The organism is Ruegeria lacuscaerulensis (assembly GCF_013034745.1).
GTDB lineage: Bacteria > Pseudomonadota > Alphaproteobacteria > Rhodobacterales > Rhodobacteraceae > Ruegeria > Ruegeria lacuscaerulensis_B.
In genome coordinates, this window is record NZ_WQGP01000004.1 from 316,189 (window position 1) to 333,058 (window position 16,870).

A 16,870-nucleotide genomic window follows, 5' to 3' on the forward strand; every position below is an offset into this window, starting at 1 on the left:
GTATAGTATGAATATGGAGGTGAAAACTCCGGCGGTAGACCCGAACCGGGAATACACGCCCAAGGAAGCGGCTGCGGCCTTGAATTTAAATGTGAGCTTTGTGCTGTTTCTGATGCGCCAGCGCCACTTGGAGTTCGTCGAATACGGTCCGCGCACCAAGCGCATCCGTGGGCAGGTAATCATTGATTATCGGGACCGAAACACCAAGCACGTGGTCGGTGGCGAGGGTGACGCTGCATGACCGTCACTATTCACTTCAAGATGCGACCAGCCAAGAGGCGGAAACCAACAAGGACTGAATGGGTCACCGTTGAGGCCGAACAATCCAAGCCGCCACACAACAATCGACTGCGGTTTTCACACCCCGCAATCGACCGGAAGCAATTCAACATTCACGACTTCCAGATGCAGCCTGGTGCTAACGGTAAATGGCTACGCGACCACAGAGGCTATTCTTATGAATATGCGGCACTCGGTGACGAAGGCAAAGCCGCGTTGCTGCAACATCTGAGGCAAGAACGCTTGGGTGGCACTGCCCCCAAGGCTGCTCCTGTGAAGTCCGATTGCTGGGGCATCCTCGGTGTTGAGCCGAACGCAACCCACGCTGAAGCCAAGGCCGCTTATCGCCGGTTGGTGAAGCTGACCCACCCAGACGCTGGTGGAACGGCTGGCCTGTTGTCCGTTGTTCGCGGTGCGTGGGCGGAAGCCGAGGCGAAATTGAAGGTGGTGGCATGAAACCAATGACCCTGCGCGACGAAGAACTGATCGGTGCGATCAAACACGCTGCCGCCAATGGCTATGGCGTCAAAGTTGAAACCAAAGCCGAACTGCGCACCGCCGAAGCCATCGTGAACGCCTTAAACGCCGATGTGCGGCTGTTGATCTACAACCCGGCCACCGAAGCCTATGACAACGCCGAACCCAAAACCTAGCCCGAGCCAATAAATCGCGATAAGGTTGTGGCGTTCGAAAATAAATTGACCCCCGCATCTTGGCAGACCGAGGGTCAATACAACAAGGAACAGAACTAACGGAAAATGTCCCAAGCTTGCCAGAAATATACCCCTGATAAGCGTCTGTTTAAAGGCGAATATTTGGCGTGTGTTTTATGCACGAACGCAGCTGATTACAGAGCTACAGGATTAAAGAAAAGAACCCACGACCGGATGAGGGGTCGTGGGCCAATGTTTTCCGTAATTCTGTGGCGGTGTAAAGCCGACCACAACGGTACCAAACACGGCTTTACAACCCTGAGTTTAGCTGCGAGGACCCAGCGAGTAAAGCCCCCAACCGAAATCTTTAAGGGGGTTTACAATGAATCTGACAACTCAACGCGAACGCGCAGTAGAAGAAGCACGAGACAACGACAAACAGTCCAACAACTGCTTCTGCCCAGCCCATAATGACCGCAACAACCCAAACCTTGTAATTCGTCCCGGCAGCGAACCGAACACTGTTCATGTTTTGTGTACGGCTGGGTGTAAAAGGGCCGACATTCAAGCGGCGATGATTGCCGAAGGATCTGCTGTTGAAACGGACTTTACCGAAGCAGCCCATAAGAACCACGAGTTCATCCGTTCAAACCCTGTGCCTCAGTTCAAGGGTGTGGGCTACCCGAAAGAAGCCTCTGAACCCGGAACCAAGATTTATGAGTATATCAACCAAGATGACCGGCTTGTGGCTCTGGTGCTGAGGCGCGACCCAGAAGGCGAACCAAAGTGGATCAGGCCGTTTTACTATGGCCACAACGTCAACACCAAAGGCCATCGCTGGTATATGGGCTGGGCTCCGGATTTAAACAAAAACACAACCAAGCCCGTTTACGGAATTCACCGTCTGGGCAAGAACGACACCCCAATGATCCACGAAGGCGAGGGGTGTGTTGACGCCGCAAACGACCCCAACCACGCTTGGCACAACAAACTAAAAGAGTTCACACACCTATCGCTGATGGGCGGCGCGAACGCGGTGCACCAAGCGGACCTCAGCTGGGCGCGGGGCAAAGAAGTCTGGATCAGCGCCGACAACGACGAACCCGGCAAAGAATTTGCGCTGACTTTAGTAAGAGCGTTGATGCAGGTTGGGGTGCGTTCGGTGTACGTTTCTAAGCCCTCGGAACTTAACTTGCCCAACAAATGGGACATTGCTGATCCGGTTGGCAACGTGACTGCCGACAGTTTCCTCGCGTCTTTCTACCTTAGTGACTGGCCGTGGAAAGTGGATTTTAGACCAGACCAACACGGCAACCTAAAACCCCACTACACCTATCGGGATGACTTCGCCCGCAAGTTCGCTTTCCTGAACAGCACTGACCAACTGGTGGAAATTCGTCTTGCTACAGAAACCCATGCGTTCAAATCTGAGCAATTCCCGCTGCGCTACCCGCAACCCGGCACAGAAAAGAATGCCTTCAAGCTGACAGCAGGTAGCCCCCACGTTGAGAGAATAACGGCGCTGGGCGTTCACCCAGGAAAGCCGCACGGCGAAATATTCGGCCACAACAACGCGCGATATTTGAATGTGTATTGGCCTTCTAAAGTCAAAGCCAAACGTGGTGACGTAAGGCCGTTCTTGAGGTTCATTCGCTATCTGATCCCAGACCGCAGAGAACAGAAACTGGTGATGCGCTGGCTGGCAATGGTCGCTGGCAACCAAACAGCGGACCGTGGCTTCCTGTATGCAATGATGCTGATTTCGGAAACACCCGGCGTGGGCAAATCAACACTGTCTGAAATGCTCATTCACATGGTGGGTTCGCACAACGTCGCTGAACCATCGTCCAAAGGCGTACAGTCCGACTATACCGGGTTTGCCCTAAACAAACGCCTGATCGTGCTGGAAGAAGCCAAAGAAGTCTCGGGTTTCAAGATGTACGAAATACTGAAACGGTTCATAACCAACCCAACCGTTTCTATCCGCGAAATGTACAAACCCGAATTCACCACCCAAAACCACGCCTATTGGTTGCTCAATTCCAACCATATGTCGGCGCTGAATATCGCCGGGCAAGACCGCAGGTTCTTTACCCCCAAAACACAGGAAGTCAAAAAAGACCCGGCGGATCACGAACAGATGTTTGAGGACCTTCGCTCGTGGTTCTTCGGCGGAGGCGACGAAGCCCTGATGTGGTGGGCGCAGTGGTACGCTGAACGCTTGCTTAAACGACTAGGAACCAAAGAAGGCGTGAAACGGGGAATAACTCGTGAAGCCCCGGCCACCAAACGCAGAGCAGAAATCCAAGCTCGGGGGCAGGATGAAGTTGAAGAACAGTTCGGTGCAATCGCGCAAACCATCCCCGAAACCGTAATCCTAACCCGGCAAGACGTATCAAACTGGATCACCGAACGCAGGCGTGACCTTGGTATTATCACCTCTAAACTCTCAGCCAAGAACCAAGCCTATGATCTGTTGCGTCGCCACGGGTATGAAAGCTTGATGCCTGCGGGAAAAGTGTTTCCGGTTAGACCCGGCGAAAACCAGAGCCCACGCAACGTATCTCCGTACGCGAAACCCGGAACGGTCGTCGGGAAATTAGAAGGCGACGTGTACCGGGAACGGGCAGAATTCCTTAATCATTCGTTGGCCTCGGCGTTCGGCAAAAAGCTGTATTCTGGGGGTCCATTGGTGGTGGCTGACAACGTAGGTAATAACGAAAATACGCCAGAGCTACGTGACGGTGAAACCGGAGCTACGGATGAATAATTCCGAGCTACGTCGGGGGACGAGCTACGGTCCGAACTACGGTCCGAGCTACGGTAAAGACCGTGTAAAAACAATACCAAATCCACGTTTCGTAGCTCGTAGCTCTTCTCTTTTATAACTTCTAGGGGGAAAGGTTAAAAGTAGTAAAAGAGAGGGCCGGAGGAAGGCGGAGGGGCCGGAGCGTACCGGGGAGAAAACTTTCCAGCTTTTTCCGAGCTACGGAGCTACGCTGGTTTTTAGCCGATACTTTGACCTTGCCGGACTGCAGGAACAAACCTAGAACATCTGTATGAAACGCTGGCCAATGACCATTCCTTATGACCTGAGGTGTAAGCTTAAATCTGCGCGCGAGATGCGGTGTACGCGCGGCCCACAGGATGATTGGTTGGTGGTAAAGGAGTGGCTTGAGGCTCATGGCATTGAACCGCCAGACTATGTGTTGCCGCAGGAACCAGAACGGATTTGAGTGTTGAATGACTGAATGGTCAGACTGGGGTGATGGTCATTCAGCGTTGCGCGGGTCAACGTAATACCAGATTCCCGTGGTTGCTTCCCAGTAGCAATCATCCACACCCTTGCGTTTTCCAGTCCAGGCTACGTCCTCGGGAACGGTGTAATATCGTTTGAGAACTTCCTCGGTCGATGGGACCCTTTTGTTCACAAAGTAACTTAAGTGTTGCTTTGATCTGTACGTTCCGGTGGGCCCATCATTCTGTTCTGGCACACGCTGTTCTGGTACACGTGCAAATGCCTCTATTGGGGAATCCGGCGACAGTATTGACGGCTTTGGTTTTCGTGCGGACTTTTTCGTGGCTTTCTTCTCAACCTTGGGTATTTCGCTGACCCACTTATTCGCTTTGGTAAGGTCGGTGACTTTCTTGAGCGGTGCGCGACGAACCTCGTTGTTGTACCTCCGAGTGACCAACTCTAGGTTTGTCGGCCTGTTATCATCAGGCTTGTTGTTGATGTGATGAACGTCCAAATCTCTTGGTGGCCACTTACCAAGGGCCACCGCGACGATGAACCGGTGCACAAGAATTCGTTTGTCGCTGTCTGGAAAGCACTGGTAGCTAATCCCGTCTCGGTTGATGGCGCGGTTGTCTCGTTGGCCTGCTACCTGACCTGTCGGGAAATCAAAGTCCGTACGAGCAATCAGTTCCTCCAAGTCTGGGTAAGGATTTTCACCGGGAAGATGCGTCCTGTAATCCGACTTTAGTAGTTCGATTACGAAATCAATGTCCTGCATCTAACCAAGTACCCCTCAAAAATTCCGACAAACACCGGATGGTCTCACCATGATATTAACATGGTTGCTCTTTGCACAGGTTAAAAGAAGCGCTAGTGCCGGGCGGGCAACACGAGGGCGGGGGGGTATGTGTAAAATAAACGTGGCGGGGGCGGTAAGCGCGCGGGGGGCTTGGTTTAACTTTAAAATTATTCTGCTTTGCTCACAGGAACCCTGCCAACGTCGCCAGAAGCGGTCCAAACACCCCTACGTGATCTGAGGCAGTCGACATGAAGCTCGTGTACTTGTCTTTGAACGACGGTGTCCCGTGGGCACTTTCCATTTCGTCAATCGAAGTCCGGATAGCTTCAATCGTTGTTGCGTCAGCGTCCAAATCGGAGAGCCGTTCGCGGAGATCATTGTAGATTTGGGTCTGTATGTTCTGGTGATACACGTTGACCGAGTTGTCTGTGGAGTCGATGTTGACCCGTGAGTTGGGCCCGTGAAAATTGTTCACTATCGAGTTCAGACTCTGTGCAGGTGCATCTTTCCTATGAACTTTCGCCTGAAAATGTGCGTCAATCCCCATTGCCGCCGCTTGGTACCCTGGATCGTCCACGACGAACTGTTCTTCCAAACCGGATGGAAGGCGACGAAGAAACAGGTCGCCGGGTTCAATGGGCAAGGAGTCATCGAAGGTGACAAGAGTTCCGTTGGTGACACGGCCCTTGATACTTGTTTTTGTCACCTCGCCATCACTTTTCACCAATGTGAGATCATCTGTCATAAGTTCTTTCATAGAACGGCTTCCTTCTACTGTGAGTGCAAAGCAGGTGTCCGGCACCCACCTAATCAGTCCGGATTTAACTGCATAGTTGAGAAGATCGTGAACACGTTCACCATCTCTAGCGCCAACAATTGTTGCCAATCGCTCGTAATCGGGAATTTCAATTGGTGCCAAGAAGTCATCTTCCACCTGATCAAGCATCCACCGGACCAAGTTTGAAAGCTGTTCGTCGACAGGAGGAAGTCGTGCGTTGATAAGGTTGTCGAGGTGCTCCGTCATTATCAGCGGCCAAGCTTCATACCGCTGCAACTGGTGAATTGCGTGACTTAGGCGCGCTTGTCCCATGGATCCAGCATCTTCCAGGCGACCCGGAAGTAATACAGCGGCGGTGCCCGAGATTTCAAACTGGCCGCACTTGTCACAGTCATATAGTCGGCTGTCTCTTCCGCCTGAACGACCTCGATCGGCAGCACGTTGACAAACCGGGCAACGCTCTCTTTGGGTGTTCATCAGAAGCCTCCAGTTCTAAGTCTTTGGTATAAATAGCCACTGCTTTTTGATTATACCAGATGCGAAAAGGCTTATATTTTCTAGGGATTTATCGGGAGCATATCCGCGCTATAGTTTCTACATGACCGACAAAGTCGTGCCTATTTCGGATGGCAAACCGAAAGCAGAAAATCTTTCAGCCTGTCCCCCTGATTTGACGGGTAGATGGGCTGAGGCGTTTCAGGAACTTGCCGACGTTGTTGCCGTGCAAACTGGAATGCTGCCAGCCGATGTGGAGATGATTGCGACGGTGGTTCGCGCCCAAAGACGCGCTGCCTTGCACGAAGCTTTGGCAATCGAGGCTCTAAAGAACAAAAACTACGCAGAATTTGCAGCCCAGTCTAAGCTGGCGAACTCTGCTGCAAGTTCTGTAAGGTCTGGTTTAACCCAATTGAAAGCCCACCCAGCTGTTCGGGCTGGTCGTATGTCTAAAGCCCAGAACGGCAAGACCGCCTTGGCGAAGGATGAACGGTGGGGAGACCTCTTGTGACGGAGCAGCAACCCACCATCGACCCGGCGGATTTACCCGCCACAGCAACGCTGGATTGGGCCGAAAGACTGCAGCGCAAAGAGATGCCGATCACGCTTGAGCGTTTGCCACTGGATACAGACCGCGCCAAGAAGTTCTCGGCCATTGTGAATATGTTGCGGGTGCCGAACCTACCGGGCCAACCGCATTTTGGCGACCTGCCAACTTCTGATTGGTTGCGGAACTTCGGGATGGCTGTTTTCGGCGATGACGTGATCCGTGAGGCATTCGCCTGTACCCCGAAGAAGTGCTGCAAATCTTCTGGCGGTGCTTTGCTGTTTCTGGCCGCATTGATTATGAATGAAATCCCGCAGAATTCATTCACCATATTGTCGCCGACCATTCAGATCAGCCAGTTGACCTTCGGAATCATTTCCGGTGCGATTAGGGCCGACCCTGCGCTTGAGCAGACGTTTATCATCCGCGAGACGACCAAAGAAATTGAAGACCGCCGCAACGGCAGCAAATTGAACGTCCGTGCTTTTGACACCGGAGCGGTTACGGGCATCCGCGGACATATTTTGGTGGACGAGTTGCACGAGATTGGTAAGTCTCCGCAGTCTGACAAGTTGAGAGCGCAAATGCGGGGTGCGTTGGCGACCGATAAATCCGCAAAGATCATCTATATTTCCACCGTTTCCGACGATATGCCGCGCGGATTATTCAAGCAGCTTTATGAATACGGGATGGCGGTGCGGGACGGTGAGATTGTAGACCCCGCGTTTTTGTACTGTGGTTTCCAGCCTTGGCCTGACATGCCGGACCCGATGCGCGATGAAAGCGTGTGGCCGTGCCTGATCCCGGTGTACCCGAACGTTGGCGACGAGGAGTTTTACCGGGGTACCGTGCGGGAAGCACTTGAAGCCGGACCAGCGGCGATTGCTATTGCTCGCAGTCAGTTTTGGAACCAGCAGCCCACGAACGCATTGCGCGACAAAGGTTGGTACGTGGCCCAGCATTGGGAAGCGATTGCCCCCGAACCGTTGCCGCTGGATAGGCTGATTGACGAGGCTACTCACATTGCGATTGGCATTGATATTGGTGGGGCCAGCGACTTTTCGTCTTTGGCCTGCATCGGTGTGATGCCGGACAAGATTTGGGCTTGCTGGCAACAGGCTTGGTTGTTTGAATCTGCTTACAATCTTTACCCGAAAGAGAAGTCCGCTTTTGACGTGTTCCTGCGCGCCGGTGATCTGAGGCTGGTGGACCCAGGAGCCGATATTTACGAGATGCTGGACTTGTGCGACCGGGTGCGTGACGGGGGTAAGCTGTTCGGCATCGGGGCAGACCCGGCAGGGACTTCGGCGTTTGTGGAAGAGGCCGACACGCGCGGTTACACGATTGAGGGTTCGTTGCCGGATTTGATCGGAGTTAGACAAAGTGCGATCGGATTGAACGACCCAATTCGGCGTTTAGAGCGCATGGCATTGGAAGACCGTTTGCGCGCCGACAGTGGACCTTGTTTTGGCTACGCGATGAACAACGTTACCACCCGTGAGGCCGGTGCTGCGCTGGTTTTGGAACGTGTTGAAGCTCCTAAGAAAATCGACCCGGTTGCGGCCTTATTGTGTGCGGCTGGCGTTTTGATTTTGCGCCGGGATCAGGTCGTCGATGTCGGGTCAATGATAGGGTAGCTGTAAAATGCCTAAACACCCTTCCTCCGGCGCTCTCCGCCGCCCTCTGAAGGCGCAAGACCGAACCCGGTTGCGTATGGCTGGGGAAAGGTTGCGGTCAGCCACTTCTAAGATTGAACCGCAATGTAGAGCAGAAGCATATGACGGTGTGCGGCAGGAGTGGTATTTGTCTGACCGGTGGAAGGCTGTGCGGACTGAAATCCTGGGGTCTGGTAACGGGTGTTGTGCGCTTTGTGGTTTCCGACCGAAGCATTGGAACCTGTTGCACCTTGACCACCTTGTTGGTCACCGGGACGACATTGCGCAGGATGCTGCTTTCTGTATGCAGATGACGATCAAGCCGACTTGGCAGGAACGCTTTTATGAAGGTCCGTTTCTGCCGTTGTGCGAGATTTGCCACAACGCGAAGACGGGCAAGGAAGCTGCGGGCAAACTGCTCGATTGGATGCAGGCCAATTGGGACGTGCTTAAGACGCTTAGACCGACTGTTTAGGGATTTATTCAATCCCTAAAACCGGGCGCGGCGGCAATTCCCACCCGTAAGTGTCCAGTAAGGCGTTGCCAGCAAAATTGGCTATGAACACGGCCCACATCGCAAAGCTGAATTCTTCGCGCATCGCTTTCAGCAGCAGGGCGCGGTCGCCGGTTTTGTACCAATCCGCCGGAACGGTTTCAAAGGTGTGTTCCTGCCAATCGGTGATTTCAAAGGTGAAATCCAGCGGCACGTTAAAGGCGTCCAGCTTCTGAATGTCATGGGCCAGTTCAGTGTCGGCTAGGAACGCGATCACAACGTCTTTCAGGAAGTCGCGTTTTTCTTCGTTGCCGTCAACAATGTTGAGCAGTTTTTCAAGGCGGGTCATAGCTGTTTTCCTGTATTACCTATACAACTTTAGATAGTATTGCCGGGCAAAAGTAAAACCCCCATAACGTAAATTTTTATAATAAAATCTTAGACTTAAGGGGGCTTTACGCGCGCCCGTCCCACACGCTAAGGTTGTAGAGCCTTCCTGGCGTTTTGCTTCGGTGGCTCGGCGAACCGGTTTTTTCCTAGCGGCGACTGGTTCGCCCCCTCGCCGCTGTTATCAAGAAAAACCCGGAAGGTTTGGTCCGCCCGGTTTTATATCGCTTGCCGGAGGGACCGGTTGCGAAACTGCGGAAAAGGGTTGTGGCGAAGCCCACGTATTTGTCCCGGTTTTAGGTTCTGCGGCGCGGTTGCGCCTAGCGATGGAGGTTAAGACAGTGTTGGTCCGCAAACTACCAGACGCAAAAGTGGAAACTGGAAACGGTTTCACGTTTACGCTCTCCCGAAAAATTGGTTCCGTTTTGGCGAAGTCCGCAACTGATTACGTTGTGGCTCACAAGCCGAAAGTTTTGAAGGCGGACGACCTTGACGGAGTGTTAACGCTTCTGGCGGAGGCCCACGACACGCTTAAAACCCTTGACGACCTTATTGCGGCAGTTGCGGAAGAAATTGCCCAACTTGCGGCAGCAGAGAAGGTTTTTGAGGGGGGCGAAGTTACGGGCACCGGACCTGTGGTTGAGGCGGCTGTTTGCGCACGTCAGTACATTGAAGCTATAGCGGCTAAAGACCCCACACTTGAACCCCCGGAAGAACTTGAGCAGGCGACAAAGGCCCTGCGTAAGACAATTTTTGAGCTTAGGACGCAGAAAGCACAACTAACAGCCAAGCGAGAGAAACTGGACGCGCGTTTGCGGCAGCTTACGCTTTTGGGTGCGGCCCACAAGGAGGTTGGTCGCCCGAAAGAGGAGTTTAGCCCAGACGGGGTTTTGACGGTGCGGACGACGAAGGGTGTCGGCTATATTACCAACCACTTCCCGTTACCGCCGGACGTGGAAGCTGACCTTGACGCTATACCGCGCACAGAGCGTGCCGGGTACGTGAAGACCCTCGTTGCCACGCAGCTTACCCACGCCAACCGGCACAAGACGCAGGACCGTGACCGCAAGCGCAAGGCTTCGGCAGACCGCGCGAAGTCCCGGCTTAAGGAGGCGTGGAAGTGAAACCGACGACTAAGCAAGAAGACAAGGCTGCGCGCGATTGGGTCGCCCGGAAAATTCGGGAGCAGAACCCTCCGCAGCCGCAGAGCGACAAGACTTTGGCCAAGGCCACTGGCGTAGCAGTGGGGCGGTTGCTGAAGGCAGAGCGCAAGGAAATTGACGCCAACCTTGACGCTGCCACTGACCAGCTTCGTGCGGAGCTTGTTGCGCAACGGGAAGAGTTAGACGCACAAATTGCGGCGCTAGACGGCAACCTCGTCCTAGGGGCGACAGCCGCCTTAGCCAAGCAGCACCTTAACGCTATAACCCGGCACTGTGAGGATATTTTGACGCGCAAGTCCGTTGTGGTGGAGGGTAAACCTCCGGCCTTTGCGGAGGGTTTGTGGTGACCGACGTTTTACTACACGAAACGCACCACGCAGTCGCCGCCGCTATAGGGGCGCACGCTTTGGGGTTGACCCCGGCACAATACGCGGAAGCCGAGGTGTTTTTCGAGGCCAAGACGACGAGCGGGTTCTTTTACGCGCACCTACACAACCCACACGAACAGAGAAGCATACAGCAGCTTAACGACCAGCTAATACAGCTTTGTGCGTTTGGGCCTATAGCGCGGGTTGGCGTTAAGGAGGCCACGCGCCTTATGCGCAAGGGCGACACGGCAGCGTTAACGGAAGCCGGAGACCTTAGCGACACGGACGTGGAAATTGCGGAAAGTTGGGCCGGTCCACCGCTTGCCCCGGCGCGGGTGGTTATAGGCACGGCACTGCTGGAGGCCCACAAGGGGCGGGAATTGTTCCGGAATTTTGCCCACAAGTTGCGGGGGGCCGTTTTGGTGTGTGCGCAGAACGCCCAGCCCCTTTACCTAGGGGACGTTGTGCCGTGGGCGGTTAGTAACGAGTTCCACGACCGCGCAAAAGACTACCTTGCCCAGCAGCTTAAGCCGAAGTTTTACAACCCACGCACCAAGGCAAACAGCGCGAGAGCGTTAGTAACAGAACTGGAGAACCGCCTTGCCTGACCGTTTGCCGTTGAAGTTGATTGCGCACGAACTCGGTCATGCTATTTCCGCCGCCCGGTTGGGGGCTGCGTTTTCAAGAATTAGCGCCGGGACGGACGAGCGTGGTCCTTTTGGTGAGGTTCGGGTTTTTAGTATTCAAAAGTCTGGGCCTGAGCGTGACCTTGAAATTGAAAACCACCCGGAATTTCTGACAGCTGGGGCTGCGTTTAGTTTGGTGTGTGACCCGAATTTCCGTTTGCCAGAAACCAAGGTTTTGCAGGTTAGCTCTTTTGCCCTTCAGTTGGGGGCTGAGGCCGGTGTTGCGGAAGACGACTTTGCGGACGCGGGGGGTAAGGTAACACCCCAAATTGCGGAGGCCGGAAGGTTTTACACGGCTTTGGCCTTGCGGTTTAAGGACCGTATTGGCCAGCACTGCGTTACTATACAAGGCGAGCTTGAGAGCGGCCCGGTGCCGTTGATTTGCCAGCACTTGCGCGTGGTATACCTCGCGGACCCACACGCCGGAAATATCGCTGGGGTGTTGCCGTATTTTATAGACGAGCCAGACCAGATAGCCGAGATTTTGAAGACGCTTACCGAAACGCCTCGGATAGAGGACCACGGCCCCGAAGCTATGCGGGCACCGTTGATAGGTGGGAGGCACGTTTGAGGGGTTTAGGTGAATGCACTTCGGTTTGAACCAACGCCTTATGGTGGACAGTCGGGCCACGAGACTGGAGTACCGGAAGTTGACCCCGGAGTTTTTGGGTGAGAGAGAACGGGAGTGTCGCGCAGCCGGGTTGTTGGTTGCGGCGGACTATATTAGGAGGCAAATAGCCCGGAAAGAGGGACGCCCACCGCAGCCGTTGGAGTGGAACCGCCGTAGTGAAGCTTGGGCCGCTGATTGACCGTGTCACCCACGCTCTGGAGACTGCGGAGCCGGGCAGTTCCCGCAAGCTAGGACGGTGCGCAGACTGGGCGGGTCACACTGCAGTGGTTTTGCGGAACGCGGGTTACGAGCCGAAGTTGGTCGTGGGCGCTGCGGTAATAGTACCGCGTGGAGAACCCGAGGGAATTGTTTTTGGTCCTAGGGGTCGTGGTTTCAGTGAGGGCCACGTGTAGGTTGAATACGGCGCGCAAACGGTCGTGGACTTGTCGCTGGTTAACCTTCCGGCCTTGTGGGTTGCCCAGTTTGACCGGGTTATAGGCCCACCGTCTGTGGTGTGGAGCCGGACGGGGCCGGTGCCGGAGTATTTCGCGAGGTTGGAATATACACCGTTTCCCGCTGGTCGTGCCGAAGGCCAGATAGCAGAGGTGCATCACCGTGCTCAGCGTATAGCGCGAGATTGGCGGTAATTGGCTTGTCACCCAGGATGAGCAACGTTACCCAACGTAAACCCTAAAAATATCAAGTGTATTCATGCACTTGGGGGTTTACTTGCCGGGTCTCCGCCTTATCTCGACGTCGTTGGGGTAACTGATTACCCCAACTTACAGGAGATACAGATATGAGACTGACTGACAATGAAATGACCGTCCTGACCGCCATTTGCCCAATCAACCAAGCGCAGATGGTTAAAGGCGATTTGGGCCAAACCTACACGGACGTTGACGAATTGGCCGAAGCAACCGGCAAGACCAAACGTTCGGTAAAAGGCATCCTGGCCTCGCTGAGTAAGAAGGGACTGGTCGATGCTGCTGGCGAAGGCGGCGAACGCGGAGAACTGACCCTTCAAAGCCTGAGCGATGAGGGGTGTGATTTCCTTATGTCGCTGGACGATGAACCCCGCACCTTTGGCACCCAAAAGCAACTGGCCAACTACCTGTATTCCCGCAAGGGGGCTGTGTTTGCCTCAATGCCCATTGTCGGTGGGTCGGTAACACTGAAAGTGGTCAAACTGGAACTGTGGAACCAATTGATCGCCAACCCCGACGCTTCGACGTCAATCCGGGTAGACGATTGCGAGAACGGTGACTTCTTGCTCTATTCACCGGTGAACTGAGGGCAACGCTGTCTAGAAAATAGGAGAATACAGTGATGGATCTTTACGTATTTCAGAACATTTTGACGGTGTTGTATGTGCAGACAGGGCTGCTCTTTGGCCTGCTGATTATCGGCATTGTGTTTTTGAGCCGCCAGAATAACGGGAACACCTCTGGTGGTTCGGGGCACCCCCCACAGGGCAACGTCAAATCTGACGACCCTGCCTACAAATATGTGCCCCGGTAACGTGCCGACACAAATTTGGAAATTGGCCAACAAACCGACAACTGACTGAGTTCCTGGCGAAATCTCACAAGTCAGTTTGACCCGGCCTGACTATATGGCCGCTAGGAGTTACGGAAATGAAAAAACTGATCTTACCCGCGTTAGTGGGTTCTCTGTTGACGTCTGCATGTGCCCAGAAGGCCGAAAAGGTCACTGCGTCCTACGTGCCGACCACGTTGTACAGCGGCGAAAGCTGCAAAGACTTGAGGCTGGAACAGGCGCGCATTGTCGCGCAGGTGAACTATCTCGCCGGTGAGCAGGACAAGAAGGCGCAGAATGACGCCGTGGCAATGGGCGTTGGGCTGGTGCTGTTCTGGCCTGCGCTGTTCCTGATGGCCGCTGACAAAGACGAAAGCGCACAGTTGTCGCAAATGAAGGGTCAATACGACGCCATTCAAGCGGCTGGCGCACAGAAGGGTTGCTGGACCTAACAAGACAGCCCAATCACTCACATTGACTTTGCCCCGCCTCTCTTAACTGAGGGAGCGGGGTTTTTTACGGCCTCTCAGCCCCGGAGCAACCGCTCTCGCGCTTGTGGTGAGTTCGGGGTGGACGCTTACGCCTTCGGGCTGTTATACCAGCCTCCACGGTTCGTAGTTCGACGTTCACGCATACAGGAAAATCCGGTAAACTGACGGAGGCCTGCTATGCCCGTTATACCCAACACCGACAATTTGAATTTAGAGATGACACGCAACAAGCGTGCTATCACTGTGGACATAACAAACTCAGACAACGAAGAAGTATTCTGGGTGGTGCTCAATGAGGCCGCTGTCGATGATTTCACAGAACTTCTTATGGACGTTGCCCGAATTGTGAACAAACGTCGCGGCACCAAGTGTCAGATTGATATCTATGCTGCGTTGTTGGCTGAGTACCGAGGCCTGACGGCTCAAACGTAGGTTCCCCGCCGTTTCCCCGCCGTTAAAATAGCTAACCCCCTGCGTTTACAAGGGGTTTCGCTTGCAGCTTGCTTACGGGATAAAAAAGGGCCGGTCATAGTGACCAGCCCTTTTTTGATTCTGAATTTGGGATCAGACGAAGAACTGCGCACCGTTGGCCGAAATGGTCGAGCCATTGATGAATTGCGAATCGTCCGATGCCAGGAAGGCCACGCAGCGTGCGATTTCTTCGGGCTCACCCAGACGTCCCGTCGGGATTTGGCCGATGATCGACTCGCGTACCTTTTCAGGCACAGCCATGACCATCTCGGTTGCGATGTAGCCGGGGCAGATGGCGTTTGCGGTGATACCAGCCCGCGCGCCTTCCTGTGCCAGCGACTTCACGATGCCCAGATCACCGGCCTTGGTCGCGGCATAGTTCACCTGTGCGAACTGACCTTTCTGACCATTGATCGAGCTGATGACGATGATGCGGCCGAACTTGCGCTCGCGCATGCCGGGCCAGACGGGGTGGACGGTGTTGAACACGCCGGTCAGGTTGGTGTCGATCACCTGATGCCACTGTTCCGGGGTCATCTTGTGGAACGGAGCGTCGCGGGTGATGCCCGCGTTGGCGACCACGATGTCGATGGGGCCAAGCTCGGCCTCAACCTTTTCGATACCCGCTTTGGATTCGTCATAATCAGCCACGTTCCACTTGTATGTGGCGATGCCGGTTTCCTCGGTGAATTTTGCGGCCGCTTCGTCGTTTCCGGCATAGGTGGCTGCAACATTGTACCCTTCGGCTTTCAGCGCCTTGGAAATTGCTGCGCCGATGCCGCGGGAACCGCCGGTGACGAGTGCTGTACGTGCCATTTAGGCTTCCTCCAATTTAAGTCGTCTTGGTAATGCTGTTACTTTGATAGGTGATCTTGCGCAATATTGTTTCGTCGAGAATCATCGAAACCCATAGAGCAATATCGTCGCATCTTTGGGTCAGCCCCAATGTAACAAAAAAGGGCGCCTGCGGGGCGCCCTTTCTATTTTCAGTGCTTAATAGCTTAGTCGCGCTCCACGCAGAGGGCGACGCCCATGCCGCCGCCGATGCAAAGGGTCGCCAGACCTTTCTTCGCGTCGCGGCGTTTCATTTCGAACAGAAGCGTGTTCAGAACGCGGCAGCCCGAGGCGCCGATCGGGTGGCCGATGGCAATTGCGCCTCCGTTCACGTTTACGATCGACGGGTCCCAACCCATGTCCTTGTTCACGGCGCAAGCTTGCGCAGCGAAGGCTTCGTTGGCCTCAATCAAATCCAGGTCGTCGACTGACCAGCCCGCTTTTTCCAGCGCTTTGCGCGAGGCGTAGATCGGGCCAACGCCCATGATCGACGGGTCCAGGCCCGCCGTCGCATAGGAGGCGATCCGGGCCAGAGGTTCAATCCCACGCTTCTCGGCGTTTTCTGCCGACATCAACAGGGTCGCCGCTGCGCCATCATTCAGGCCGGATGCGTTGGCCGCCGTGACCGAGCCATCCTTGGTGAAAGCGGGGCGCAGCTTGGCCATCGCCTCCATCGTTGCGCCGTGCCGGATATATTCGTCGCTGTCCATCACGATGTCGCCCTTGCGGGTTTTGATGGTGAAGGGCGTGATCTCATCTGCGAACTTACCAGCTTTTTGTGCGGCTTCGGCCTTGTTTTGGCTGGCGACGGCAAATTCATCCTGCATATCGCGGCTGATCTGCCATTTCTCGGCTACGTTCTCGGCTGTCTGACCCATGTGGTAGCCGTTGAACGCATCCCACAAACCATCGCGGATCATGGTGTCGATATATTTCATGTCACCCATCTTGTGACCGGCGCGCAGCGCGGCAGCGTGAGGAGACATGGTCATGTTTTCCTGACCACCAGCAGCGACGATTTCCGCATCGCCCAGTTGGATATGCTGCGCACCCAGTGCAACCGCGCGCAGGCCCGAACCGCAGACTTGGTTGATCCCCCAGGCCGCGCTTTCCTGTGGAAGACCCGCATTGATATGCGCCTGACGCGCTGGGTTCTGACCCTGTGCCGCAGTCAGAACCTGGCCCATGATGGTCTCGCTGACCTCACCCTTTTCGATCCCAGCGCGTTCGACGACGGCTTCGAGAACGGCGGTACCCAAATCATGCGCGGGTGTGTTTGCGAACGAGCCACCAAAACTGCCGACGCCTGTGCGTGCTGCGGATGCGATTACTACGTTGGTCATTAAGACAATCCTTTACCGTCAAGGTTCTGTGGGAAACGTGA

At 54.6% G+C, this 16,870-nt stretch carries 21 protein-coding genes; 16 read left to right on the forward strand and 5 right to left on the reverse strand.

Annotation, left to right across the window (positions count from 1 at the left end; translation table 11 throughout):
* The first annotated feature begins 7 nt into the window (after positions 1-7).
* The 5 genes from GOV79_RS10135 (at position 8) to GOV79_RS10155 (ending at position 4,168) form a co-directional block, all read left to right on the forward strand.
* Positions 8-241, forward strand: a complete 234-nt coding sequence (locus GOV79_RS10135; RefSeq protein WP_170789691.1) for a hypothetical protein — start codon at positions 8-10, stop codon at positions 239-241.
* Positions 238-735 (forward strand): DnaJ domain-containing protein, encoded by a 498-nt coding sequence (locus tag GOV79_RS10140; protein WP_214648127.1) that lies wholly within the window; start codon positions 238-240, stop codon positions 733-735. The genes GOV79_RS10135 and GOV79_RS10140 overlap by 4 nt, the downstream gene beginning before the upstream one ends.
* Entirely contained in the window at positions 732-932 is a 201-nt protein-coding gene (locus GOV79_RS10145) for a hypothetical protein (RefSeq protein ID WP_170789692.1), read from the forward strand. The genes GOV79_RS10140 and GOV79_RS10145 overlap by 4 nt, the downstream gene beginning before the upstream one ends.
* Positions 933-1,314: 382 nt before the next feature.
* The gene (locus GOV79_RS10150; RefSeq protein WP_170789693.1) at positions 1,315-3,702 is read left to right on the forward strand and encodes a DUF5906 domain-containing protein; all 2,388 of its coding nucleotides are present in this window, start codon (positions 1,315-1,317) and stop codon (positions 3,700-3,702) included.
* Between the two features lie 289 nt (positions 3,703-3,991).
* Positions 3,992-4,168 (forward strand): hypothetical protein, encoded by a 177-nt coding sequence (locus tag GOV79_RS10155; protein WP_170789694.1) that lies wholly within the window; start codon positions 3,992-3,994, stop codon positions 4,166-4,168.
* 36 nt (positions 4,169-4,204) lie between these two features.
* Here the strand turns inward: GOV79_RS10155 and GOV79_RS10160 are convergent, their stop codons facing one another.
* Positions 4,205-4,948 (reverse strand): HNH endonuclease signature motif containing protein, encoded by a 744-nt coding sequence (locus tag GOV79_RS10160; RefSeq protein WP_170789695.1) that lies wholly within the window; start codon positions 4,946-4,948, stop codon positions 4,205-4,207.
* Between the two features lie 202 nt (positions 4,949-5,150).
* Positions 5,151-6,224 (reverse strand): hypothetical protein, encoded by a 1,074-nt coding sequence (locus tag GOV79_RS10165; protein WP_170789696.1) that lies wholly within the window; start codon positions 6,222-6,224, stop codon positions 5,151-5,153.
* A 121-nt stretch (positions 6,225-6,345) separates the two neighbouring features.
* On the opposite strand from GOV79_RS10165, the gene GOV79_RS10170 reads away from it, so the two are divergent.
* The 3 genes from GOV79_RS10170 to GOV79_RS10180 all read left to right on the forward strand — a co-directional run bounded on the left by GOV79_RS10170 (position 6,346) and on the right by GOV79_RS10180 (position 8,919).
* On the forward strand, positions 6,346-6,753 hold the full coding sequence (locus GOV79_RS10170) for a hypothetical protein (protein WP_170789697.1): 408 nt from the start codon (positions 6,346-6,348) through the stop codon (positions 6,751-6,753).
* Positions 6,750-8,426: a terminase large subunit domain-containing protein gene (locus GOV79_RS10175; protein ID WP_170789698.1), complete on the forward strand. Its 1,677-nt coding sequence runs from the start codon at positions 6,750-6,752 to the stop codon at positions 8,424-8,426. The genes GOV79_RS10170 and GOV79_RS10175 overlap by 4 nt, the downstream gene beginning before the upstream one ends.
* A 322-nt stretch (positions 8,427-8,748) precedes the next feature.
* Positions 8,749-8,919, forward strand: a complete 171-nt coding sequence (locus GOV79_RS10180) for a hypothetical protein (protein ID WP_170789699.1) — start codon at positions 8,749-8,751, stop codon at positions 8,917-8,919.
* A 4-nt stretch (positions 8,920-8,923) separates the two neighbouring features.
* On the opposite strand, the gene GOV79_RS10185 is transcribed toward GOV79_RS10180, so the two are convergent.
* A complete protein-coding gene (locus GOV79_RS10185; RefSeq protein ID WP_170789700.1) occupies positions 8,924-9,286 on the reverse strand; it encodes a hypothetical protein in 363 nt (120 codons plus the stop codon).
* Between the two features lie 364 nt (positions 9,287-9,650).
* Between GOV79_RS10185 and GOV79_RS10190 the strand changes: the two genes are divergently transcribed.
* The 8 genes from GOV79_RS10190 to GOV79_RS10225 all read left to right on the forward strand — a co-directional run bounded on the left by GOV79_RS10190 (position 9,651) and on the right by GOV79_RS10225 (position 14,613).
* Complete coding sequence (locus GOV79_RS10190; RefSeq protein WP_170789701.1) at positions 9,651-10,448, forward strand: hypothetical protein; 798 nt, start codon at positions 9,651-9,653, stop codon at positions 10,446-10,448.
* Positions 10,445-10,834: a hypothetical protein gene (locus GOV79_RS10195; RefSeq protein WP_170789702.1), complete on the forward strand. Its 390-nt coding sequence runs from the start codon at positions 10,445-10,447 to the stop codon at positions 10,832-10,834. Before GOV79_RS10190 ends, GOV79_RS10195 begins: the two co-directional genes overlap by 4 nt.
* Complete coding sequence (locus tag GOV79_RS10200) at positions 10,831-11,463, forward strand: hypothetical protein (protein WP_170789703.1); 633 nt, start codon at positions 10,831-10,833, stop codon at positions 11,461-11,463. Before GOV79_RS10195 ends, GOV79_RS10200 begins: the two co-directional genes overlap by 4 nt.
* A complete protein-coding gene (locus GOV79_RS10205) occupies positions 11,456-12,112 on the forward strand; it encodes a hypothetical protein (protein WP_170789704.1) in 657 nt (218 codons plus the stop codon). The genes GOV79_RS10200 and GOV79_RS10205 overlap by 8 nt, the downstream gene beginning before the upstream one ends.
* A gap of 838 nt (positions 12,113-12,950) precedes the next feature.
* A complete protein-coding gene (locus GOV79_RS10210) occupies positions 12,951-13,445 on the forward strand; it encodes a helix-turn-helix domain-containing protein (protein ID WP_170789705.1) in 495 nt (164 codons plus the stop codon).
* 35 nt (positions 13,446-13,480) lie between these two features.
* On the forward strand, positions 13,481-13,672 hold the full coding sequence (locus GOV79_RS10215) for a hypothetical protein (protein WP_170789706.1): 192 nt from the start codon (positions 13,481-13,483) through the stop codon (positions 13,670-13,672).
* A 116-nt stretch (positions 13,673-13,788) separates the two neighbouring features.
* Positions 13,789-14,142 (forward strand): hypothetical protein, encoded by a 354-nt coding sequence (locus GOV79_RS10220; protein WP_170789707.1) that lies wholly within the window; start codon positions 13,789-13,791, stop codon positions 14,140-14,142.
* Between the two features lie 216 nt (positions 14,143-14,358).
* On the forward strand, positions 14,359-14,613 hold the full coding sequence (locus tag GOV79_RS10225) for a hypothetical protein (RefSeq protein ID WP_170789708.1): 255 nt from the start codon (positions 14,359-14,361) through the stop codon (positions 14,611-14,613).
* A 132-nt stretch (positions 14,614-14,745) separates the two neighbouring features.
* Here the strand turns inward: GOV79_RS10225 and phbB are convergent, their stop codons facing one another.
* Both phbB and GOV79_RS10235 read right to left on the reverse strand, forming a co-directional pair.
* Complete coding sequence (phbB, locus tag GOV79_RS10230; protein ID WP_170789709.1) at positions 14,746-15,468, reverse strand: acetoacetyl-CoA reductase; 723 nt, start codon at positions 15,466-15,468, stop codon at positions 14,746-14,748.
* Between the two features lie 185 nt (positions 15,469-15,653).
* Complete coding sequence (locus GOV79_RS10235) at positions 15,654-16,829, reverse strand: acetyl-CoA C-acetyltransferase (RefSeq protein WP_170772589.1); 1,176 nt, start codon at positions 16,827-16,829, stop codon at positions 15,654-15,656.
* Positions 16,830-16,870 lie beyond the last annotated feature (41 nt).